24 protein-coding genes are annotated in these 24,101 nt (G+C 38.9%); 23 read left to right on the top strand and 1 reads right to left on the bottom strand.

Translation table 11 applies throughout. From position 1 onward, the window contains the following. Positions 1–59: 59 nt before the first annotated feature. The 4 genes from FXF36_RS13405 to FXF36_RS16635 all read left to right on the top strand — a co-directional run bounded on the left by FXF36_RS13405 (position 60) and on the right by FXF36_RS16635 (position 5,039). Entirely contained in the window at positions 60–1,709 is a 1,650-nt protein-coding gene (locus tag FXF36_RS13405) for a GGDEF domain-containing protein (protein WP_167511389.1), read from the top strand. Continuing rightward, positions 1,702–3,381 carry a GGDEF domain-containing protein gene (locus FXF36_RS13400; RefSeq protein ID WP_151624902.1) on the top strand — a complete coding sequence of 560 codons (1,680 nt, stop codon included), beginning with the start codon at positions 1,702–1,704 and terminating at the stop codon, positions 3,379–3,381. Before FXF36_RS13405 ends, FXF36_RS13400 begins: the two co-directional genes overlap by 8 nt. A 62-nt stretch (positions 3,382–3,443) precedes the next feature. Continuing rightward, positions 3,444–4,367, top strand: a complete 924-nt coding sequence (metA, locus tag FXF36_RS13395; RefSeq protein WP_151624900.1) for a homoserine O-acetyltransferase MetA — start codon at positions 3,444–3,446, stop codon at positions 4,365–4,367. A gap of 513 nt (positions 4,368–4,880) precedes the next feature. Further along, positions 4,881–5,039, top strand: a complete 159-nt coding sequence (locus FXF36_RS16635) for a hypothetical protein (RefSeq protein WP_243143513.1) — start codon at positions 4,881–4,883, stop codon at positions 5,037–5,039. A 257-nt stretch (positions 5,040–5,296) separates the two neighbouring features. Here the strand turns inward: FXF36_RS16635 and FXF36_RS13385 are convergent, their stop codons facing one another. Next, entirely contained in the window at positions 5,297–5,956 is a 660-nt protein-coding gene (locus FXF36_RS13385) for a hypothetical protein (RefSeq protein ID WP_151624897.1), read from the bottom strand. Between the two features lie 581 nt (positions 5,957–6,537). Here FXF36_RS13385 and FXF36_RS13380 point away from each other — a divergent pair. From FXF36_RS13380 to argR, 19 genes are all read left to right on the top strand, one after another. After that, positions 6,538–7,917, top strand: coding sequence for an ATP-binding protein (locus tag FXF36_RS13380; RefSeq protein ID WP_151624895.1), 1,380 nt, complete (start codon positions 6,538–6,540; stop codon positions 7,915–7,917). Between the two features lie 44 nt (positions 7,918–7,961). Next, positions 7,962–8,105 (top strand): hypothetical protein, encoded by a 144-nt coding sequence (locus FXF36_RS16385; protein WP_167511388.1) that lies wholly within the window; start codon positions 7,962–7,964, stop codon positions 8,103–8,105. A 107-nt stretch (positions 8,106–8,212) separates the two neighbouring features. Next, positions 8,213–9,751 (top strand): methyl-accepting chemotaxis protein, encoded by a 1,539-nt coding sequence (locus FXF36_RS13375; RefSeq protein WP_151624893.1) that lies wholly within the window; start codon positions 8,213–8,215, stop codon positions 9,749–9,751. Between the two features lie 172 nt (positions 9,752–9,923). Beyond that, complete coding sequence (locus FXF36_RS13370) at positions 9,924–10,865, top strand: ABC transporter ATP-binding protein (protein WP_151624891.1); 942 nt, start codon at positions 9,924–9,926, stop codon at positions 10,863–10,865. After that, positions 10,865–11,587: an ABC transporter permease gene (locus FXF36_RS13365; protein ID WP_151624889.1), complete on the top strand. Its 723-nt coding sequence runs from the start codon at positions 10,865–10,867 to the stop codon at positions 11,585–11,587. The genes FXF36_RS13370 and FXF36_RS13365 overlap by 1 nt, the downstream gene beginning before the upstream one ends. Then, positions 11,587–13,065: a Gldg family protein gene (locus tag FXF36_RS13360; protein WP_151624887.1), complete on the top strand. Its 1,479-nt coding sequence runs from the start codon at positions 11,587–11,589 to the stop codon at positions 13,063–13,065. The genes FXF36_RS13365 and FXF36_RS13360 overlap by 1 nt, the downstream gene beginning before the upstream one ends. 9 nt (positions 13,066–13,074) lie before the next feature. After that, the gene (locus FXF36_RS13355) at positions 13,075–14,475 is read left to right on the top strand and encodes a DUF4340 domain-containing protein (protein ID WP_151624885.1); all 1,401 of its coding nucleotides are present in this window, start codon (positions 13,075–13,077) and stop codon (positions 14,473–14,475) included. Between the two features lie 108 nt (positions 14,476–14,583). Beyond that, positions 14,584–15,171, top strand: a complete 588-nt coding sequence (locus FXF36_RS13350) for an HD domain-containing protein (RefSeq protein ID WP_151624883.1) — start codon at positions 14,584–14,586, stop codon at positions 15,169–15,171. Beyond that, a complete protein-coding gene (locus FXF36_RS13345; protein WP_151624881.1) occupies positions 15,168–15,926 on the top strand; it encodes an SDR family NAD(P)-dependent oxidoreductase in 759 nt (252 codons plus the stop codon). Before FXF36_RS13350 ends, FXF36_RS13345 begins: the two co-directional genes overlap by 4 nt. Before the next feature lie 27 nt (positions 15,927–15,953). Further along, on the top strand, positions 15,954–16,670 hold the full coding sequence (gene surE, locus FXF36_RS13340) for a 5'/3'-nucleotidase SurE (RefSeq protein WP_151624879.1): 717 nt from the start codon (positions 15,954–15,956) through the stop codon (positions 16,668–16,670). A gap of 160 nt (positions 16,671–16,830) precedes the next feature. After that, complete coding sequence (locus tag FXF36_RS13335) at positions 16,831–17,205, top strand: Asp23/Gls24 family envelope stress response protein (protein WP_151624877.1); 375 nt, start codon at positions 16,831–16,833, stop codon at positions 17,203–17,205. A gap of 121 nt (positions 17,206–17,326) precedes the next feature. Next, positions 17,327–17,755: a transcription antitermination factor NusB gene (nusB, locus tag FXF36_RS13330; protein ID WP_151624875.1), complete on the top strand. Its 429-nt coding sequence runs from the start codon at positions 17,327–17,329 to the stop codon at positions 17,753–17,755. Beyond that, positions 17,755–18,960, top strand: coding sequence for an exodeoxyribonuclease VII large subunit (xseA, locus tag FXF36_RS13325; protein ID WP_151624873.1), 1,206 nt, complete (start codon positions 17,755–17,757; stop codon positions 18,958–18,960). The genes nusB and xseA overlap by 1 nt, the downstream gene beginning before the upstream one ends. An 18-nt stretch (positions 18,961–18,978) precedes the next feature. Continuing rightward, the gene (gene xseB, locus FXF36_RS13320) at positions 18,979–19,224 is read left to right on the top strand and encodes an exodeoxyribonuclease VII small subunit (RefSeq protein ID WP_151624871.1); all 246 of its coding nucleotides are present in this window, start codon (positions 18,979–18,981) and stop codon (positions 19,222–19,224) included. A gap of 1 nt (position 19,225) precedes the next feature. Further along, positions 19,226–20,119 carry a polyprenyl synthetase family protein gene (locus FXF36_RS13315; RefSeq protein WP_151624869.1) on the top strand — a complete coding sequence of 298 codons (894 nt, stop codon included), beginning with the start codon at positions 19,226–19,228 and terminating at the stop codon, positions 20,117–20,119. A gap of 7 nt (positions 20,120–20,126) precedes the next feature. Then, on the top strand, positions 20,127–21,989 hold the full coding sequence (dxs, locus tag FXF36_RS13310; protein ID WP_151625805.1) for a 1-deoxy-D-xylulose-5-phosphate synthase: 1,863 nt from the start codon (positions 20,127–20,129) through the stop codon (positions 21,987–21,989). A gap of 1 nt (position 21,990) precedes the next feature. Continuing rightward, positions 21,991–22,788, top strand: coding sequence for a TlyA family RNA methyltransferase (locus FXF36_RS13305; RefSeq protein ID WP_151624867.1), 798 nt, complete (start codon positions 21,991–21,993; stop codon positions 22,786–22,788). Next, positions 22,788–23,633 carry an NAD(+)/NADH kinase gene (locus FXF36_RS13300; RefSeq protein ID WP_151624865.1) on the top strand — a complete coding sequence of 282 codons (846 nt, stop codon included), beginning with the start codon at positions 22,788–22,790 and terminating at the stop codon, positions 23,631–23,633. Before FXF36_RS13305 ends, FXF36_RS13300 begins: the two co-directional genes overlap by 1 nt. Then, complete coding sequence (argR, locus tag FXF36_RS13295) at positions 23,634–24,089, top strand: arginine repressor (protein WP_151624863.1); 456 nt, start codon at positions 23,634–23,636, stop codon at positions 24,087–24,089. The last annotated feature ends 12 nt before the right edge of the window (positions 24,090–24,101 follow it).

Raw genomic sequence — 24,101 nt, 5'->3', positions numbered from 1 at the left:
TTATGATAGAAAGAAGGCGTCAAATACTAATAAACAGGTACTTTATACTCCCAATGCTAATGATATTTATGACAGTAGTAGTGTTGGCATTTGGGGGTAAATGGTTTACCTCATCGTCAAACTTTTCAATCAGCCGTATAGATGATGGCTGGTCTGTTTTTCGTGGGGGTATAACCAGTAATGACGTGACTTTATCCAAATATAATATTGGAAAAAGCAAAAGAGGAGAGCGTATTTCCATTTCTAAAACATTTTTTATACCAGAGCACAATACACTAATGTTTAGAAGCAATTTGCAGGCAGTCGAACTTTTAGTGGATGGTAAAATTAAGTATTCTTATGGCTTAGATGAATTAGAAAAAGGAAAATTCATTCCTAAAAGATACAATATGGTTGATATAAACCCTCAAGCTGGTAGGCATAATATTATGATTGTGTATACTATGGGTGAGGATAATTCTGTTGAAAATTTATCACCGGTTTATTTAGGTCACAGAAGTTTATTAATGCAATCATTCTTCAGCTACAACAGGATTTCTATGTTTATCGGTAGCTTTTTGGTTGTCTATTCTTGCATTTTGTTTGCTCTGTCAATTTATCTTGCACTTACCCGAAGAACAGCTTCTCAAATTTATATTGGTGCTAATTTTTCTATGCTATTAGGATGCTATATCTTTGCTAGAAATGATATTTTATGGTTCATTGGTTCTCACGATGAATTTTTCTCTATGATGGAGTATCTATCTTTCTATTTAATACCTTTGGCATTTTCAATTCTTTTGTATTCTACTCATCCAGATTTATTCAAAAGAAAACAGCGTATTTTTATTATTATTAATATCGTATTTCCGATAATGTTACTGCTACTTCACGTAATTGGAATCCTTCATATAAACAGAATGGTTAATGTTGCGGGAGTGTTATGTTTTATTGAAATCATAGTTATTATGCCTCCTCTTTATGGAGCTATTGTAAAGAAGCAGAAAAGCAATGAGGAATCAGAGCTATATTATACGGGTGATGCTGATTATTACCTTGTGTTTGGCTTTATCACAATGCTTATTTTTTCATTTCTTGAAATAATTATTGGGGCTTTTTATAATCCTGATATTAATTTTACGGATACAAAACTATTCCCATCCTTAGATTTGTTGGAAATGGGAATGTTGTTTTTCATGCTTTGCTATTTTGTATATTACTTTATGAATGGCATCAACCATATGAGTGCAGACAGAGTGAAAAAACAGTTGGAGGGCATGGCATACACTGATGCATTAACAGGTCTTTTAAACCGAGCTGCTTGCAATCAATACTTTGCTACTTTGACCGGAGACTATACCATTGTCAGCCTTGATTTGGACAAGCTTAAAGTGGTGAACGATACCTTTGGACATACTGTTGGCGATAAGATGATTATCGCATTTACGAAGCTTCTAAGAGAAGTTTATGTAGATTCAGATATGATTGCAAGGACTGGTGGAGATGAATTTGTAGTTGTATATAAGAAAATCGATAGAGAAGCCTGTGAGGCCTGCGCCCAGAAATTGCAGGAAGAAATGCGCAAATATAATAAATATAGCAAGGATATAACTCTAGGGGCATCTGTTGGTTTTGCCTATAGTGACGAGGTACAAGGGGGGAGATATCAGGATGTATTCGCTAAGGCTGACTTACGCATGTACGAAATGAAGGGGGTGCATCATGGGTAAAAAAATACTTTATCTGGGAATCTCCTTTATATCCCTCTTAGTAATATACATCTTTGCTCATTATTTCTTTAAACCAAATAACTATTCAAATGTAGTTGTTTTGGATAGCGGGTGGGATGTTACTTACAATGGAAATCTTTATGAGGATGTGAAGCTATCTGAGCTTAGAAAGCTGATTGGGAATAGTACTTATAAAGGGGATATTATCACTTTAAAAAAAGATAATGTTGATCTGGGCTATTTCATTTCTCCAACATTAATGTTTGATTCAAGATATAGTGCTTGGAAGGTGTATTGTGGAGATAAATTAGCAGGGCAAAGATTTTTAGAGGAATATAAAACAGGAAAGTATATTGGCTGCGAACTAAACTATGTGAGTTTGCCTAAGGCGTTTAAACTATCCACGATTCAGATTACTCTTATGGTGACTGAGGATGACGCTTATGCATATTATCAGGCTCCAGCTGTAGGTGGCTACGTGGATCTGCTTATGTATAGCGTGTATAATCACATGTTCATATATTTGGTTGGTGCGTTTCTTGTTGTTTTTGGAATAATGTTTTTTGCCGTTGCTTTAGGATTTAGAAGTAACATTCCAGAAATGAACATGCAGATGTATGCTGCGTTAATGTATGTTGCTCTGGGAGTGTGGTTTTTGTCTCAGTTTAAGCTGGTGGATTTGTTCATTGAAACCAGCGGACATCAAACAGAAATAGAATATATTGCTTTGTATATGGTGGTTCCACTTATGTATATGACCATCGGCTGTATGAGAGACTACCTAAAAAATAAAGCGTTCCTGGTTTTCAGTATATGTGGTTCGATTATTCCGTTCTTATTAATAGCACTTCATTTTACAGGGCTTGTTCATATCAATAGGACACTGGGGATATATCAGCTGGATGCGTTTGTACTGATTGTATTTATGTTTGTTAAGGTTCTAATTAAGGATGCAAAAGCGAATTTGATTACCAAGTCCCAGTTTATTCAGGCGGTTGGACAAATCGGCCTGGCTGCAGCTTGTGTTGTTAATGTTATCTTTTATTATCTAGAACTACATGGTATATGTGAACAGATAATGCTTTCTAAGTTGATTCTTCCTGTGGCTGCTATATTTATGGTTTTTGGAACATTGCTTAATTATTCAACCTTTATTTCAGAGTCTTTCGCCAGAAATGAAGAGTATTCTTCACTTGCACATCTTGCTTATGCCGATGAGCTGACAGGCTTGGCAAACAGATCTAGGTACGAGGCTTATATGGCTAAGATTTCTAAAAGCGAAGAGGATTATTGTGTTATCAGCATAGACCTAAACGGCTTAAAGGCTATCAATGATAATCAGGGACATCTGATGGGAGATAAATACATATCCGATGTAGGAGAAGCTTTAAAGGAAGGCTTTGGACATGTTGGCTTCATTGCAAGAACGGGAGGAGATGAATTCGTTGGTATTCTTACAGATAGTAGCATGGAAAAAGTAGATGAGATTATTGAAAGGCTGAATAATTGCCTTGATAATATGAATAAATCTGACCCTAACATATATAGAAGTGCTGCTATTGGCTATGCTTTCAGACATGAATTTAAAAATGCAGATTCCAATCGAGTATATCTTATGGCTGACCAGCGTATGTACAAGAATAAAGAATTATTGCATGGCAGAAGAAGATAGGTTGTGTTATCATTAAAAAAGTTACCTAAGATATACTAGTTTATGGGAGGAGAGGGAGAAGTATGCCAATTAGAACACAAAATGATTTACCTGCAAAGGCTATACTTGAAAATGAAAATATATTCGTAATGGATGAAAACAGGTCTATCCACCAGGATATCAGACCTATTTCCATTGCCATTTTGAATCTGATGCCATTAAAGGAAGACACTGAGCTTCAGCTTTTGCGCTCTCTTTCTAATACGCCACTTCAGGTGGATGTGACCTTCCTTACAGTTGGAAGTCATGAGAGCAAGAACACCAGCAAGACACATCTTGATACTTTCTATGAGCATATCGAGGATGTTTACGACAGATATTTCGACGGACTTATTATTACAGGCGCACCTGTGGAACAGATGCCTTTTGAAGAGGTAGATTACTGGGAGGAGCTTACTCACGTATTCGAGTGGACAAAGACCCATGTTACATCTACACTACATCTTTGCTGGGGCTGCCAGGCAGGTCTTTATTATCGCTACGGAATTCCTAAGTATGATTTGGATGAGAAGAAATTTGGTGTATTCCCACATCGAGTTCAGAACAGAAAGATTCCTCTTGTTCGAGGATTTGATGATATTTTCTATGCTCCTCATAGCCGCCATACTGGTGTGAAAACAGAGGATATTGAGGCTTGTGATGAGCTTGTTGTTTGCGCTAAGAGTGAGGAAGCTGGTGTATTCCTTTGCATGAGCAAGGATGGTAGTAACATTTTTGTGATGGGCCACCCAGAATATGATCGTTTCACTTTGGACAGTGAATATAAGCGTGATAAAAGCAAGGGACTAAAAATTGACCTCCCAGTAAATTATTATCCTAATGATGATGAGAATGAGAAACCACTTCTTCAGTGGCGGAGCCATGGAAACATTCTGTATTCTAACTGGTTGAATTACTACGTATACCAGAACACACCTTATGAGTGGAATAAGATTAGCGAGAAATAAAGAATGAGTTGATTTAAGTGCCGCGGCCTTTTGGCGTCGGCACTTTTGTTTTATCACAAGCTGTTTGTCAGCCTGCTAACTTCCGTTGGGCTGTGATAAATTTTGGCTGATTTGACTTAGGATTTATCACAAGTGAACGAAGACAAGGGGCTGCTGAGACTTCTTGTGATAGAAATCAGTCGAAATCCTCAAATTTTTATCACAAACAAACGACACCATGCGGCTTCAGAGACTTCATGTGATAAAATTTAGTGTAAATCTTCATTTTTTTATCACAGCAAGTCTGTCCAGCCCGCTATCTTTCGTTGGGGTGTGATAGATAATTTCAAGTGGGGCGTAAGTGAATTATTGGTTAATTATCTTATATGAACTTTTTAAGGCAAGCTATCTATACTTGAAGATGAGATTATATTTGTTATAATTAACCTAACAGAGTTGCCAGGTGCGAATAACACTTGGGACCAAGCCGAGCGTTTAGCTTGGCTTTTTTACTTTAAGGAGATTGTGCCGACGGTGTCGGCACATTTACTGTCATGGTCACATTACGAGCGTTTTTTACAGGTTGATGATAAGGAGGCTCGTGAGTGGTATGCAAAGGAAGCTTATAAAAAATATTCGAACGATGATATAAAGCGTGTACGCAATAATGCTGGATTGAAATGCTTGATTTAGGAAAGGCTGAGAATTTAACTTTCATTTCAAGAATGCTAATGTGATGTTATATAGAAGATTGAATCTAGTGAAAAAGCTTGATACAATATCCATATAAATAAGAGATGTTTGAGGTGGTAAATTTCGTTGCAACCACACACCCTATGGGTCAAAAGAGATGCTACAAAGGCGACGGTAGCCAAATATCTTTAGAACGCAGAGGACTCTGAGAAATCAGAGTCCTTTTGATATTTATATAAGCGGATTATATTCCATGATTACAGATTACATTCAAGAGATGAAATACTATATCCATCAAAACAGCTAGAAGGATTATTTACTAGTTTTACATCCACATTGAAGGATATATCGGAAATTACTGGTTCATCGTCTTGAATTGTTGTTTGTGTAGTTGTGATGACTGCATGAACAAGAACCCCGTCATCAAGCACTTCTGCAGTGTAACTTTCTAAAAATGCGTCAGAGAGGAATGAAGCTGCATTATCATAATTTAAAGGTTCAGATAGATTAAAATCTGACTTGATGCCGGTGAGAGAATAAGACATATATTCAGCTTCTTCTTCATCTATTATGTTTGAGTTTTTGGCTGTTAGCTCATTTAAATAGTTAAAACTATAATGTGAGTTCATTAAATAATGACTTATGAAAAAATCTTGCCATGCTTCACCTTCTACTGATGTTGAATCGAAGCTATTGTAGCTTTGCGCTAATACGGCAATTGCACCAGATAAATCATCTGAAAGTTTAAAATCAGTGTTTTGTAATGAGTTATTTGCACTTTCGGTAGTTGATTCAGAGGTCTGGCTCATTTTGCTGTAGCCGATATACGCAGCGAATCCGATAATCATGATTAGTGCGGTTATAATTAATGTTAATGAAATGATATTTTTTCTTTTTCTTCTTTTATTATTTTTCATAGTGTGGCTCCTTTGTTGCTTTTGGTAAATATCATAGTACTACATTTGCATTTTTTCAAATCACTCAATCTTCTTGAATGCTATGAAATAAATATTGAAATCGTTTTTTCAGATGTTAGCATGTTAAAATTAGGAGTTAGAACTAGATTAATGGGATTGATTAACAGAGATGAGATGCAATACAATACAAGCTTTTTGATTCTGAAGGGAGCGGAAAAATGACGAAGCAAACAACAGCAATAATAATTGAATCAATCCCAGTAGTATCGGTAATATCGGCACTTTTGCTACTTAATAGGAATATAGATTTTGCTTTTTTAAGAATTATAACTCTGATAGTTTTTATATTTGCATTTTTAGGTTTTGCAGCATTTTTCATAGGTTGAAAACTAGCCAGGGAAGATAAGGTAGTTAAGATACTAGGCATTCTAGATTTGATTGCAAATGCAATTATAGTAGGAGTATTTTTATTCGAAACTATTCGACTCGATTGAAACCGAATAATATTGTTTACATAAACATTGGTAAGGAATATAATATAGTTAGTTCGATAACAACCGAGTCGAAAGGAGCCGAATAAAATGAAGTTTTATGGAAGAGTTACTGAGCTTAAGCGTATGAAAAGAGAGTTAAATGCAGATGACATGCGTATGACTCTTATATATGGAAGACGAAGAATTGGTAAAAGCGAACTTGTTAAGCAGGCAATAAAAGAAGCGAATATTAAAGCAATATATTATGAATGCAAGCAGGTAACAGAAGAAAGCAATGTGCAGAGCATATGTGAGGTAGTTTCTGATACATTGGATCTTCCTAAATTGGGATATACAAAAGTAGAGGAAATAGTAGATTACATTTTTAAGCTTTCAAAGGATGAAAACATAGTTTTTGTATTGGATGAATATCCATATCTTAGAGGGGCTGTAAAGGGGCTAGATAGCATAATTCAGGCACTTGTAGATAAATATAGAGACAATTCAAAGTTAAAGCTCATTATACTTGGTTCTTATGTGGATGTAATGAAATCATTGCTATCAGAATCAAATCCTTTATATGGACGAGTAGATTTGGTTATTGATCTTAAGCAAATGGATTATTATGAGTCAGCTTTATTTTATCCTAACTTGTCTGATGAAGATAAGGTAAGAATATATTCTGTATTTGGAGGAATCCCATATTACAACAGACTGGTTGATGATAAAAGAAGTGTTACGGAAAACATTATAGAACTTATAGCTTCATCTGGGGCACGTTTAGAAAATGAAGTATCTATGTACCTTAATGCTGAGATATCAAAAATTGTAAATGCAAATGAAGTGTTTGAGGCTCTTTCCAGAGGATTTTCAAAGTACAGTGACATTTTGTCTCAATCTCATGTATCAAGTGGACCTACACTTATAGATGTTCTTGATAAGCTGATGAATATGGAAGTAGTTGAAAAGAAAGCGCCAATCAACGATGAATTCAACAAAAAGAAGGCTGGTTATTATATCTGTGATAATCTATCCCTTTTCTATTACAGATACATATTTAAGTATTCATCTCAGATGAAAATCATGGATTCAGATGTTTTCTATGAGAAATATATTAATAAAGATTTCGAAGAGTTTTTTGTGCCTCATAAATTTGAGGAGATTTGTAGACAGTATTTAATCAGACAGAATCGTCTTGGAAATATTGAACCTGTCATAGAAAAGATAGGCAAGTATTATTATGATAATCCAAAGGAACGAACCAATGGAGAATTTGATGTCGTTACTTTGGATGAAAATGGATATGTCTTTTATGAGGTGAAATTCAGAAATAAGAAGACTTCCGATGAAGTTATTAATGAGGAAATTCATCAGGTCAAAGAGACAGGGCTTAATTGCTATAAATATGTATTCATTTCCAGGGCAGGTTTTACAGGTAAAGAAACAGATGAAGTGAAGCATATTGAATTGAGTGAGTTATACATATAAATATCGTATATAAAGGGACAGGAAAAATTGAATGGGTTAGTGATATGGCTCAGACCTTCGAAGAACAGGAAGAAATATATGACAGACTAGATGAACATGGATTTTATCGTCTTCAAACTCAGCGTGATCTTAATGAATATGACACAATGGAAGACTTTGTTTATACCAGAACTGGTAGAGAAAAATGACTAATTGGCAAATACGTTAATCGCAAATTTAATATTCTTTTTTTAACACTTTAATCATAAATCCTTGCTACAATCACCTATATAATCATAAGAGGAGGTTGTAGTTAATGGGAAACAAAAAAACTGCATTTGAAGTGTACCTGTCAGCTGTTTTTAAATGGGGAATTATAGCTTTGACTGGTGCATGTATGTTTGCAACATGTATGTTTATCGTTGAAAAGCTGTTAGGCTTTTACCAGAGCATGTCTTGGGGCGCTGTTCTTTGTTTCGCAGCAATGGACGTCAGCTTTTTAATTATCGGCATGATGATTCTAAAAACATCCTTAGATGAAGAAGGATATCTTCTAGAGGGCAAGCTCGAAAAGGGAAAGATTTTCTGCTCGGCTGTTCTTATTATTCAGTGGACATACATCGTTTACATGTGCCCAACCCGTAACTTCTGGGGATTTCTCGCTTTCTTCCTCACTTTGATAGGATTTTTCCTTGATATAAAGCAATTACTAGGAACTGGCGCTTTTTGTATCATTTCACTCTTTAGTGGATGGGTTGTAAGAGGCTCAGCGCTTCTACCGGCCAAAGATGAATTGTTCGTCACAGACATTATCATGTGTATTGTAGGACTTACAATTTCGTTGGCAGGTATTACGCTATTCGTTTTCTTCGTATCGCACTTTTTGGTTACAGCTAAGAAGGATGAGCTTGAAGAAAATAATAAGAAAGTTGTCGGAGTCATGAATGCTGTTAAATCTATCTCTGAAAAGATGGTTACCGCAGGCTCTACACTTCTTGATATCGCATCTGACGAGAGTGCATCAGCAGAGGAGCTTTCTGCAACAAGTGATGATCTCGTTCAGAATAGCAATGTACTTGGCGCAAAGGCAGATGAGAGTATGACAAATCTTTCTGAGCTGAATGATTGCGAAAGTATCGTTGTTGATAATGTAAATAAGGTCGAGGAGACATCCGGTAACTTAATCGTTAAATCTAATGAGAACGAAAAGGCTCTTAACGATTTGCAGGGCATCAATTCTGAGGTTTCAGATTCGATGGCTGCAACAACTGATATCGCCGACAGACTTTCGAAAGCCGTTGAAGAAATCGGAACAACACTCGAACTCATCCAGGGCATATCTTCATCAATTAGTTTGCTTGCCTTGAATGCATCTATCGAGGCTGCCCGTGCAGGTGAAGCTGGTAAGGGCTTCGCAGTAGTTGCTACAGAAGTAGGAAAGCTAGCAGAGAGCACATCCAGCTCATTAAATGATGTAAGTGCCGTAATCGACAGAGTTCAGTTGAACGTTAAAGAGATTACCAATCAGGTTGAAAATAATGCTTCGAAGCTCGAAGAGCAGAACGATCAGTTCAAGAAGGTATTTGGAGATATCAGAGATATGAGTACGATGCTCAAGGAATCTGTTGATGCAGTATCTGAAATGAATGATGCAATCAAGCGTCAGTCAGACATCATCAAGCAGACTGTTGATATCAACCAAAATATCGCAGAGAGCATCCGCGAAGAAAATCAGCAGTTCATCTCTATCAGAACGATGGCTGAAAACAATGCCAAGAATACTGAAGAGGTCGCTGCTCAGGCTAAGACCATCAACGAAATGGTTGATGAAATTAGTAGATTGTTAAATGAATAAAATTAGTGATAAGTAAATGTTTAAAGCAATTCTGCAATGCAGAGTTGCTTTTTTTTGCAATCCTCGTGTAAAATCTTCACCTAATTTTCACATAACATTCAGTTACCTATAAGATTTCTCCCTTATATTCTTTGTGTCAAAAATATTAGGCACAAAAAAGGAGAAATAGGTTATGATTTCCGTTGAACATTTGACTAAACGATACGGTGACGTTCTGGCGGTAGATGATTTGTCATTTACTATTGAGGACGGGCATATTTATGGATTTTTGGGACCTAATGGTGCTGGAAAATCCACAACACTTAATATCATGACAGGTTGCCTAGCGGCAACTTCAGGCGATGTGAAAATCGATGGTCATGATATCTATGAGGATGAGAGAGCTGCAAAGCGACTTATTGGTTATTTGCCAGAAATACCACCTCTTTATATTGATCAAACACCTAGAGAATATCTGCGTTTTGTGGCTGAGGCCAAGGGTATTAAGAAGGCCGACAGAGAGGCAGATATCGATAGGGTCATAGCAGAAACTCATATTGAAGAGATGCAGAATCGTTTGATAAAGCATCTTTCAAAGGGCTACAGGCAGAGAGTGGGCATTGCTCAGGCGTTGCTTGGAAACCCTTCTGTAATTATCTTAGACGAGCCAACTGTAGGCTTGGACCCAATGCAAATTATCGAAATTAGAGATTTGATTGCAGAGCTTGGAAAGAAGCATACTGTAATTTTAAGCTCACATATTCTGCCTGAAATTCAGGCGATTTGTGAGAAGGTGCTAATTATTTATAAGGGTAAGCTTGTTGCTTTTGATAATATCGAAAATCTTGGTAAGACCCTTTCATCAGGCACCAATATTGAAATTCTCACAGGTGGTGATCCGGCTGAGACGATTGAGGTTATTACAAATACAGACAGTATCGAGTGCTACGAGCAAAAGGAGCAGGAGGATGAGTTCAATAGCTTCATTCTTTCAACTAAGGATGATAATCCATTAAAGGTTTGCTCGAATCTATCCTCAGCTTTTGCTGAAAATGGAATTCCACTTGCAACTATCAACCCAGTTCACACTACGCTGGAAGATATTTTCATCGAACTAACCGAGGAGGCACAATAATGACTGCAGTACTAAAACATGAATTATCACTTTATTATCACGGCCTTACAGGATATGTTTTTGGTGCTTTTCTGTTGGCATTTACCGGCATTGGTGCAATGATTTACAACATTAATGCTTCAATTGCAAATTTTGAATATGTTTTGAATTTTATTCAGATGGTGTTTATCATCATTGTTCCAATTCTTACTATGCGAATCATTTCAGAGGAGAAACGACAGAGAACAGATCAGCTTTTATATTCACTTCCAATCAGTACCACGGAAATTGTGGTTGGAAAGTTTTTATCCCTTATGGTTGTTTACCTGATACCGATGATTTTTATCTGTGCGTATCCTTTGATCTTTGCAAAGTATGGTGATGTTTATCTGCCAACAAGCTACGGCTCAATCTTTGCATTTGTATTCCTTGGCCTTGCCCTTATCAGCATTGGAATGTTTATTTCATCTCTTACAGAATCACAGGGAATGGCAGCAGGAATTTGTGTGGTTGTAATGCTTTTGAATTACTTTGCAGCTTCAATTGCAAATGCTTTGCCAAGCATTGATGGAAAGGAGAATATTCTTGCCACTGTAATGAAAAAACTCTCATTATTTGAGCGATTTACACTTTTTTACAACGGCGTTTTTGATTTAACAGCGATTGTTTATTACATAAGTATCATTGCGTTCTTCCTATTCTTATGTGTGCAGTCACTTGAGAAGCGGAGGTACAACGGATAATGAAAAAAACAAATTTGAATATTAAGGAACACTTCGTAAATACGAAGTCAGCTATCAAAGGAACACTCACTACAAAAAAAGCTAAAATTGGTAGCTACAGTATGCTTATGTCAGCAATTGTCCTAGGCATAATCATTGCTATAAATGTTTTTGTTACCTATTTGCCAACCAAATTCACGCAGTTTGATATTTCTGCTGCCAAGCTTTATTCCCTTACCTCTTCAAGCAAGGCAGTGGTTGGCAATATAGATAAAGATGTGACAATTTACTGGATTTGTCAGTCTGGACAGGAGTCTACAGTAATTGAAAAGCTTTTGAATGTTTATGATTCTCTTTCAGACAAGCTTACTGTGGTAAAGAAGAATCCAGATACTTATCCGACCTTTGCCTCCGAGTATACTGACGAGAAGGTTACAAACAATTCTTTGATTGTTGTGTCAGGTGACAAGAGTCGTTACATTAGCTATGAATCTATGTATAAAACGGATGCTTCATCCTACTACACAACAGGTTCTGCTTCACAGTCATTTGATGGTGAGAGTCTGATTACGACAGCGGTTGATTATGTAGTTTCAGAGGATTTACCACAGGTTTATATCCTTACAGGCCATAGCGAGAAGGATATGTCTGAAACTATGAAATCTGCTCTTGAAAAGGGCAACATGGAGACAAAGGAGTTCTCGCTATTAAAGGAGGATAATATTCCTGAGGATGCTGATGCTATACTTATTAATTCTCCTGTCAGTGATATTTCTGAAGAGGAGCTTACAATACTTGAAAAATATGTAGATAACGGTGGACACATTGTTGTACTTTCGGGCGTTGAGCAGGACTCTGATTTGACTAATTTCAAGGCACTTTTAAACTATGTTGGCGCCACCATGAACGATGGAATAGTTGTTGATATTAACAGAGATAATTATGCCTTTGAATATCCATATTTTCTTCTTCCTACTTTGAATTCGTCAGAAATCACTAATGCGCTTATCGATGAGAAGAGCAACGTGATTATGCCTATTTCTGCTGGACTTAGTATTACAAATTCAAATACCGCATATACGGTATCATCATTACTTGACAGCTCCAGCGAATCTTACTCAAAGGCAGCTGGCTACAAGCTTACGACTTACGAAAAGGAAGATGGGGATACTGATGGTCCGTTCTCACTTGCTATTTCAGCAGAGAATGCTGAGGGCGGTACATTGATTTGGATTGCTTCAGATTATCTTCTTGATGATCAGTATAATTCATATTCTTCTGGTGCTAACTCAGATTTCTTTATGAATTCTCTTGCATGGAAGATGACAGATAACGAAGCGTTATCAATCAGATCTAAGTCACTTGATTACAATTACCTTACTATCAATGCTACAACAGCCACAATGATTAAGGTTATTTTAATTGGTGTGATTCCTCTTGGATATCTCCTTTATGGAATTGAAGAGGTGGTCCGCCGAAGAAAGGTTATCGTAGAATAGAGGTGCAATATGAAACGAGCAAAAACACTTTTGATTTTAAGTGGAATTTTGGTTGTATCTGTAATTGCGATTTTGGCAGAGCGAGCCTTCAAGATGCATGTGGATGCAATCAATACAATAGATGAAGAAGTATTTTCAATCTCACAGGAAGATATTACATCCCTTTCTGTAAAGAAAGATGCTGATTCTATTACAATTGAAAATTCTGATGGAAAATGGAAATATACCGATGATAAAGATTTCCCTGTGAACCAGGATTATGTTAGCGATATGCTTGCAAATTTTCAGTCGGTACATGCAAGTTTTATCATTGATAATGTAGAGGATTACAGTCAGTATGGACTTTCTAATCCTGAGGCTACCATTACTTTCACAACAGCTGATGGAGATAAGGTTATTACCTTCGGAACATTTTCAACCATCGATGAAAAAAGATATATCTGTGTGGATGGTGGCAGCGTTTACCTGATTGATGAGGATCTTCTTGAGAAGATTTCTGGAAATGTTGAGGATTATTTAGATAGAAATAAGGTCTATGATTTCTCTCAGATTAAGAAGCTTTATGCAACTGGTGATGTAAGTGCAAATATTGAGTATGATCCAGATGGAAAATATCTGTACACTGATACTTATGATTATTACAGCGTTGACGGAGATGTTCACGAAGCAATTTCATCTTCAAAGGTTGAGAGTTACCTAAGCACTCTTAAGAATCTTGATTTAACCAAATATGAGACATACAAAGCGACAGATTCAGACCTAAAGAAGTATGGTCTTGATAATCCCAATATCACAATAAAGCTAACTGGTGAGGTTCCTGTCTCTGGTGATGATAAAGATAAAGCTGTAGAGTCGAAATCTCAGACCATTTACTTTAGTCACAAGTCTGATGCTGATGAAGCTTATCTGTATTTTAAAGGATCCACTATCGTATATACGATAACAGCTGACGAGTATGAATCTGTTGCAAAGGCAAACTATAAGGATCTTCGACCTGATGAAATTGTTTCCTTTGACTGGACAAAGGTGGCACAGCTTATCGTTGGATTCGATGGAAATAATTATGTAGTAGATGTCGAAAAGAGCAAAAAAGATGGCAACACCTATACCCTTGATGGTGAGACTGTAGACTTCCAGACTGTATCAAGCAAGCTTGACACCATCAGCCTTACAGAGGTTGGCGATTCGTATGAGAAGGGCGAAAAGGAGCTATCGCTGTCCGTTGTTTTGGATGATGATAATACTACCAAGGTTAGCCTGAATTTCTACCGCTACGATGGTGATAGCTGCGTGGTGGAAATGGATGGCAAGGTAATCGGACTTTGCAGCCGAAGTTCAATGTCATCTCTTAGAGAAGAAATGACAAGTGCCATTCTTAACAAAGGAAAGGAAGAATCAACAGAAGAGTAATATCAATATTTTAAATCCCAAAAGAACCCCACCTGGGGTTCTTTTGTGTTATTATGGATTAAAGAATTAGAAACGATTGACACAAAATGCAAATCAGGGAGCAATAAAATGGAAGACAGACTTAAGAAACAATTGGATTTTGCACTTGAAATTGATAAGGAGAAAAACATTTTCCGACAGACCCATTTATCTGGTAATGGTCGTAATGAAAATGATGCTGAGCACGCCTGGCATATGGCAATAATGGCCTATTTGTTGCGGGAGCATTCTAATCAGCAGGTTGATATTGGGAAGGTAATGCTCATGTGTCTCATTCACGATATTGTGGAGATTGACGCAGGCGATACCTATGCCTATGATGCAGAAAATCTTAAGACTCAAAAGGCTAGGGAGGATGCTGCAAAGGAGCGTATATTTTCACTTCTTCCGGAGGATCAGAAGAACGAGCTTATTGCACTTTTTGATGAGTTTGAAGCATATGAGACTGCAGAGTCTAAATTTGCTCATTCAATGGATAATCTTCAGCCTCTTATTTTGAACAATAGCAATGGTGGTAATGATTGGAGAGAGCATGGAGTTACCGCTGCTCAGGTTCGTGGACGTCAGGATAAAACAAAGCTTGGTTCTGAAAAGCTTTTTGAAGTTGTGGACGACATTATAAAAGAGAATATCAGAAAGGGGAACATCAAAGAATGAAAACAGCACTTATTACTGGGGCTACTTCAGGAATCGGAAACGAGTTTGCTCATCAGCTGGCAGCTAAGGGCTATCGTCTAATTGTTACAGGTCGAAGAGCTGAGCGCCTTGAACAGCTAAAGGCCCAGCTTGATGTTCCTGTGGAGATAATTGTTGCTGACCTTAGCAAAAAGAAGGAATGCTTCGCACTTATCAAAAAGCTTGAGGAAGAGGATATTGATTTATTCATTAATAATGCTGGCTTTGGCGTGGCAGGTTCTTTCCTTGAGACTGATGTGGATAAAGAAATTTCCATGATAAAGGTGAATGATATTGCTATGCATATTTTGTTCAAGGGCATCCTTCATAATATGCAGGAGAGCGGTTCAGGAAAGATTTTGAATGTGGCATCTTCTGCTGGACTTCTTCCAGGAGGACCATACATGGCTGGCTACTACGCATCCAAGGCTTATGTTGTGAGCCTGACAAGAGCAGTAGCTGTTGAACTCAAACAAAAGGGCAGTCAGGTCAGGGTTAGCGCCCTTTGTCCTGGTCCAGTTGATACAGAGTTTAATGACAGGGCAGATGTGGTATTTGCCCTTAAGGGAATCAGTCCAAAGCAGTGCGTGGCTGAGGCTATAAAGGGAATCGAGAGAAACAAACTTATCATCGTTCCATCACTTAGAATGAAGCTGGCGTGCACATTTTCACATTTGGTTCCTTATCCAATTTTGATGAAGCTCACGGCCAGACAGCAAAAGAAAAAGTTGGGATAGTATTGTTTGATTTTGGGAGAATCTATTATGAGAATATTGATTACAAATGATGATGGAATTGAGGCTGATGGAATAATCCGTCTTGCCCATGCTGCTAAAAATTTTGGCGAGGTCTGGGTGGTTGCGCCTGAAAGCCAAAGAAGTGCAGCCAGTCACAGCATATCCCTTCACAATGAAATAGATGTATATCCTTGTGAGGATTTTCCAGTGGAGGGAGTCCATGCATTTTCTTGCAGCGGAACACCAGGAGATTGCGTCAGGGTCGGTGGCCTTAGTGTAATGCCAGAGAGGCCGGACGTAGTGCTTTCTGGTATTAATTTCGGATTGAATGTGGCTTCAGATATTCAATATTCGGCTACTGCGGGAGCAGCATTCGAGGCTGCATTTCAGGGGTATCATGCAATAGCATTGTCTGAAGGATGCAATTTTCACGATGTAACGGATAAATATATTAGGGAGATTCTTAAGAAGCTTTTGGCAGAACCATTAAAGCCTGGGCATATACACAATGTGAATTTTCCAGACTGTCAACTGGCAGACTGTCAGGGTATTTTATATGACAGAACTGTTTCCAGTGGAATGTTTTATAAGGATCATTACAACGTGGTCGAGGAGCTTGAGGATGGCGGAGTCAGATATATGGTGGAGGGAGTATATACTCCCGAGGCGGAAGATGAATCTGATTTTCACGCTGTACTCAATAACTATATTTCTGTCAGTGTTGTAAATAACATTGGCTTTTAATTTGCATTCATAATTATGCCACAGGTTGTGGATGCATTTGACAGATGCTATGACCAGATTGAAGCTATAAGGCAATTATATAAGGATTAAAAATGGTTTACCAATTCATGCTAGTTTGCTATAATTATTCTAGTTTTTCTATGATTATTAGGAGGCAGATATGGCAGAAAACAAGAATTTTGTTATAAATGTAAATGGCGACGGTGGTGTCAATATCTCTGAGGAGGTTGTTGGAATCATCGCAGGTCTTGGTGCTGTTGAGGTTGAGGGTGTTGAGTCTCTCGCAGGAAATCTCACCGCTGATACTATTTCAAAGGCTGGTCAGGGCAAGCTCGCAAAGGCTGTAAAGGTTGTTGATAACGAGCCTGGTAAGATTATCGTTCGCATGGCTATCAACATGAAATATGGCTATGAGATTCCAAAGGTTTCAGGCCTTGTTCAGGAAAAGGTTAAGACTGCTGTTGAGACAATGACAGGTCTCGAGGTTACAGCTGTTGACATCCGTATTGCCACAGTTGCAGTGTCTGGTAATTAATCTAGGAACTTTGGTTCTGCATAGTTACATTTTATGCAAAATAATGTATAATTATGGGGTGCTATCAACAGATGGCATCCCTCTATTATTCTAAACACAAGATTTTTCAGGAGTATTATTTATGAATAGACATGAAGTCAGAAAAGAAGTATTCAAGGCGGTTTTCATGAATGAGTTTCATGACACCGAGGAAATTAACGGTGTAATCGACACATTCCTTGAAGGCAGAGACAATGCCGAGGCAGAGGATCTTGCTAAAAATAACAAGACTCCAGAGGATGAGGAATATATCAAGACAAAGTCTGAGGATATACTTTCAAAGCTTGAGGAGATTGATGCGCTCATTAATAAATCTGTCGAGGGCTGGAAGACCACTCGTATGGCGAAGGTTGACCTTACTCTTATCAGACTTGCCCTTTACGAAATCAAGTATGAGAACATCCCTGTTGGTGTTGCTATCAATGAGGCAGTTTCACTTGCAGATGAGTTTGGTACAGACAGTTCTGCAGGCTTTGTAAACGGTGCTTTAGCTAAATTAGTAAAACTATAATGAATAAAAACATATACAGCGTTTCTCAGGTAAACACATATATTGAGAGAATGTTTGCTGATGATTTTATGCTTGGCAATCTTTCGCTTTCAGGAGAGGTGAGCAATTGCAAGTATAATCACACAGGGCACATCTATTTCACACTGAAGGATGATAAGGCAGCTATTTCCTGCGTCATGTTTGCGGGAAAGCGAGCAAAGGGGCTGAAATTTCAGATGAAGGATGGCGACCAGGTTGTAGTCACAGGTTATGTTGGAATTTACAAGCCCTACGGAACCTATCAAGTATATGCAAACGAGATAGAATTGGCGGGAGTTGGTGATTTATACCAGCGTTTTGAGGCACTGAAGGCAGAGCTTGAGGAATCGGGTATGTTTGATCCGATGTACAAGAAGCCACTTCCGACCCATGCAATGAAAATCGGTGTGGTTACAGCGCCTACTGGTGCAGCCGTTCATGACATCATCCGTGTTTCCAAAACGCGAAATCCTTTCGTTCAGGTTATCCTTTATCCTGCTCAGGTTCAGGGTGAGGGTGCAGCACCTTCTATCATATCTGGAATTAATTGTCTGGATGCCATGGGCCTGGATGTGATTATTGTTGGCCGTGGTGGCGGTTCCATCGAGGATTTGTGGGCCTTTAATGAGGAGGCTGTTGCTAAGGCAATATTTCATGCAAACACACCTATTATTTCCGCTGTTGGTCACGAGACGGATTTTACAATCGCTGATTTTGTCGCAGACAGACGTGCGGCAACTCCTTCGCAGGCTGCAGAGCTTGCGAACTTTGTATATCAGGACTTTGCAAATCAGCTGGAACGTTATTCTGACAGGATTAATCGTTCCTTTGACTACAAGCTTGAAAGCTATCAGGAGCGTCTGAATAGTTTAAAGGAGCGCTTGAAGCTACTTCGCCCTGATAATCGAATCAAGGCTCATGAGGAGCAGCTGAAGAATTTATCCTTTAGACTACAGCACCTTATGGATTTGAAGCTGGAACGATATGAGAACAGACTGGTTGCAATCTCCGGAAGATTGGATGGCCTTTCACCTGCAAAGAAGCTGGCTTCAGGTTTTGGTTATGTGACAGATTCTACTGGCAGGCGTGTGGATAGTATTGAGCAGCTTTCAGTTGGTGACAGTTTTTCTGTTCGCATTAAGGACGGACAAATTAAAGGCGACATTACCGATATTTCATCACTATAATTTAATTTGGAGAAATACATGGCAAAGACAAATACAGATTCAACTGAAGTGAATGAGTCTACAATCGAGCAGAGCTTTGAAACATTAGAGGAAATAATTTCAAAGCTTGAGTCTTCAGATATTTCACTGGATGAATCATTTACTTTATATAAGGCTGGCATGGAGGAATTACAGCATGCCAATGCTAAGATCGAGCAGACAAAAAAGGCTGTTCTTGCAATCAGCAAGGATGGCACACTAGAAGTTTTTGAAGAGGATGAATAGCATGGATCTTAAAAATGAACTTAGTCTGCGTGCCGAGGCCGCAGAGGACGTTGTTTGTAGATTTTTACCTGATGTGGAGGGCTACCAGGGCATTGTTTTTGATGCAATGGAGTATGGCGTAACAGCAGGTGGCAAGAGGCTCCGTCCAATTCTCATGAATGAGACCTTCCAGCTTTTTGGCGGAGAAGGAGATGTGATTGAGCCATTCATGGCAGCTATCGAAATGATTCACACATATTCGTTGATTCACGACGATCTTCCAGCTATGGATAATGACAGCTTACGTCGAGGAAAGCCAACAGTTCATGTGGCTTACGGCGAGGCAATGGGCGTACTTACAGGAGATGCACTTTTGAATTACGCTTACGAGACAGCACTTAATGCTTACGATGCCAATGTGGATGTGACAAGAGTTACAGAGGCTATGAGAATTCTAGCCCGTAAGGCTGGCGTTTTCGGCATGATCGGCGGTCAAGTTGTTGACGTAGAAGCAGAGAAGAAGCAGCTTGAAATGACAGAGGAGATGCTTCATTTTATCTACGAGCTTAAGACAGGAGCTTTGATAGAGGCTTCCATGATGATAGGTGCAGTTATTGCTGGTGCTACAGAGGAGCAGGTTCAGACTATCGAAGAAATCGCTGGTAAAATTGGAATGGCATTTCAAATTCAGGATGACATTCTCGATGTGGAGGGCGATGAGGCTAAGCTTGGAAAGCCAATCGGCTCTGATGAGAAAAATGAGAAATGTACTTACGTTACATTTGCAGGTATAGAAAAATCAAAAGAAGAGGTAAAGCGTCTCACAGATGAGGCAGTTAAGGAATTAGAAAGCTTACCAGCACACAACGAATTCTTGGTAGAGCTTCTGAAATACCTTGTCTACAGAGACAATTAAGATAGATATGGTTCTTGATAAGATAAAGCAACCAAACGATATAAAGAAACTCACTGACCAGGAGCTATCAGTGCTTCCTGGAGAGATTAGAGAGTTTTTGATTGATCATCTTTCAAAGACTGGTGGTCATCTTGCCTCTAATCTTGGTACGGTGGAGCTTACAATGGCTCTTCATCTGTTGCTTGATTTTCCAAAGGACAAGCTTGTATGGGATGTTGGTCATCAGGCCTACACTCACAAGATTCTTACCGGAAGAGCAGCGGAGTTCGACAATTTGAGACAGTATGGCGGTATCAGTGGTTTTCCAAAGCGTAAGGAAAGTGATTGTGATAGTTTTGATACAGGTCACAGTTCTACATCCCTTTCTGCAGCACTTGGCTATTGTATGGCACGTGATTTGGCAGGAGAGGATTATAAGGTATGCGCAGTTATTGGTGACGGTGCCCTTACAGGTGGTCTTGCCTACGAGGCTCTTAATAATGCGTCACGTTTGAATAAATCCAACATGCTTATCATTCTTAATGATAACGAAATGTCGATTTCAAAGAATGTTGGTGGTATGTCTACAAATCTTGAGCGTCTTCGTACCAGCTCAAAATATGTTGGATTGAAGAACAGCGTGATGAGTTCACTGGAAAGCTGGCCAAATGGTGAAAATATTATCAGAAAGATTCGAAGCACCAAAAATGGTATCAAGTCACTAATGGTTCCAAATATGGTTTTTGAGGATTTGGGTATCATGTATCTTGGTCCAGTTGATGGTCACAATATCAAGGCTATGGTAGAGACCTTCGAGATGGCTGTTCGAATCAAGGGGCCAGTTCTTGTTCACGTAATTACCAAAAAGGGTAATGGATACGAGCCAGCTGAGCGTCATCCATCCAGATTTCACGGTACAGATATTTTTGAAATAGAGACTGGTCTTCCAAAGAGAAGCAGTAACCCAGGATATACAGATGTTTTCTCTACTGTTATGCGAAAGATGGGAGACAGAAATCCTGAGGTGGTTGCTATTACAGCGGCAATGGCTGAGGGTGCTGGTCTCAAGCGTTTTAGAAATATGTTCCCAGAACGTTTCTTTGATGTTGGAATTGCAGAAGAGCATGCAGTTACTTTTGCTGCGGGACTAGCTCTTGGAGGAAGGACACCAGTATTTGCTGTATATTCATCATTCCTTCAGAGAGCCTACGACCAGATTCTAGAGGATGTTTGTCTCCAGAATCTTCACGTAGTTTTTGCAATCGACAGAGCGGGTCTTGTTGGCGCAGATGGAAGCACACATCAGGGTGTGTTTGATGTTTCCTTCCTGACGGCTATGCCAAATATGACAGTGATGGCTCCAAAGAATAAATGGGAGCTTTCAGATATGATGAAGTTTGCTGTTGGAGAATTTAATGGTCCAATTGCAATTCGTTATCCAAGAGGTGAGGCTTATTGTGGCCTCAAGGAGCACAGGGCTCCAATACAGCTTGGAAAGGCAGAGGAGATTAAGCCTGGTTCAAAGGTGATGCTCTTTGCACTTGGCTCTATGGTCAAGAAGGCTGAGGAGGTTGAAGAGCTTCTCAAGGAAAAGGGAATAGACGCAGGTATCTGCAATGCCCGATTTGCAAAGCCTTTTGACACAGAGTATTTAGATAGGATTAAGAGCCAGTATGATTTGATTGTCACCATGGAGGAAAACGTTAAAACAGGCGGCTTTGGTCAGCAAGTTCAGTCATATCTTTATGAGCAGGGTTACAAAGGCAAGGTTCTTAATATTGCAGTCCCTGATGAGTTTGTTCAGCACGGCAGCGTAACACTTCTTTTCAAGGAGCTTAAGATGGACGCACCTACAGTTGCAGAACGCATTTTAGAGAGTTTAGGAAATTAGAATGAAAGAAAGACTTGATGTTGTATTAGTAGATAGAGGCTTTGCCCCTTCCCGTGAAAAAGCAAAGACCATGATTATGGAAGGCAATGTTTTTGTTAAGGGAAATCGCGAGGACAAGGCCGGTACCAAAATAGATGTTGATGCTGATATTGAAATTCACGGTCAGCAGCTTAAGTATGTGAGCCGTGGTGGTCTTAAGCTTGAAAAGGCTATGACCCACTTTGACATCACCCTTGATGGAAAGGTGTGTATGGATATCGGCGCTTCCACTGGAGGCTTTACTGATTGTATGCTCCAAAATGGTGCTACCAAGGTATTTTCGGTAGATGTTGGCTATGGTCAGTTTGCATGGAAGCTTCGTCAGGACCCAAGGGTTGTCTGCATGGAGAAGACAAACATTCGCTATGTGACACTTGAGGATATCGGCGAACAGCTTGATTTTGCATCTGTTGATGTATCGTTTATCAGTCTTACAAAGGTTTTAGGACCTGCAAAGGCACTTCTCAAGGAAGATGCTGAGATGGTTTGTCTTATTAAGCCACAGTTTGAGGCAGGTCGTGAGAAGGTTGGAAAGAAGGGCGTTGTCCGTGACCCAGCCGTTCATGAGGAAGTTATTAATAATATCATCAGCTTTGTTGAAGAAATTGGTTTTTACGTGCTCCACTTGGAGTTTTCTCCAATAAAGGGGCCTGAGGGAAATATTGAATATCTCATTCACATTTCCAATGCAGAGAAAAAGGGGGAAGCAATTGATGTTGCTGCTGTTGTGGCAGCGGCTCATGGTAGCTTAGACAAATAATGAAAAACTTTTTAATTGTTGCAAGGTCTTTTAGCGATTTACATGAGAAATACATTAATATCGTTCGTGATTACATCAAGGATCATGGCGGTATGTGCATTCTTGATTTGGATACAGTTTCTGATACCTCGGAGAATGCTATTGATGTTGATGATGCAATAGAGTGTATAATCACTGTTGGTGGCGATGGCACTGTAGTCAGAGTTGCCCAAAATATCACCAATCGCAATGTTCCAATCGTAGGTTTGAATTGCGGTCATCTTGGTTATCTATGTGATATGACAGTTGATAATATTAAACATTGCTTGGATCAGCTTCTTTGCGACAATTATAAGCTGGATAAACGCATGATGCTTGAGGGCGAGTGCTCCAATGATTTGACCAGCAATTTCAGAGCTTTAAATGATATTGTGGTTGCACCGGTTGCTGCGGGTTTATATGTTTTAAACCTTACTGTAAAGGTTAATGGCATCCGGCTATATTCCCATAATTGTGACGGATTGATTGTTTCAACACCGACTGGGTCAACAGCCTATAATCTTTCTGCAAATGGACCAATTGTTAGTCCTCATGCAGATTGTATTATATTGACACCTATCAATCCACACACCCTTAACTCACGAAGTATTATTTTATCATCTACCGACGAGGTGGAGGTTACTATAGAGGCTCGCCACGAGGAGGATGATCCACAGGCAAACATTGTATACGATGGCATTTTAAGGCAGACTCTTAGAAAGGGCGAGAGCCTTCACATTTACCGTTCAGAGGTTACCTCACATATGGTTATGCTTGAAAATGTAAATTTCTTGGAACGCATCAGAGCTAGAATGCAGGAGATTTAGATGAAATTAGAAAGACAGTCAAAAATTTTAGAATTAATAGTTAAAAATGAAATCGGTACACAGGAGGAGCTGACAGCCCGCCTTGAGGAGGCTGGTTTCGTCGCTACTCAGGCCACAGTTTCTCGTGATATTCGTGAAATGAAGCTTACTAAGGTGGCTGATGGTACAGGAAAGCTTCGTTATGTGTCCTATAGGACTACAGAGGAAGATATGAACGAGAAATATATTCGCATTTTTCTTGATGGTTTTGTTTCCATGGATAATGCGCAGAATATGTTAGTCATCAAGACTGTTTCTGGTATGGCTATGGCTGTGGCGGCAGCTTTGGATCAAATGGATTTTCCAGAGATAGTGGGCTCTATCGCTGGTGATGACACTGTTATGTGTGCCATTCGTTCAATTGATGACACAATACTTTTAATGGGGAAGCTTAAAAAGATTATTGAAAGTGTTTAAGGTGGGAAAGTG

This window comes from Pseudobutyrivibrio xylanivorans, from assembly GCF_008935055.1.
GTDB classification, from domain to species: Bacteria; Bacillota; Clostridia; order Lachnospirales; family Lachnospiraceae; genus Pseudobutyrivibrio; species Pseudobutyrivibrio xylanivorans_A.
Note: the sequence above shows the minus strand (reverse complement) of the source record. Positions and strands in the feature narration are given on the sequence as shown.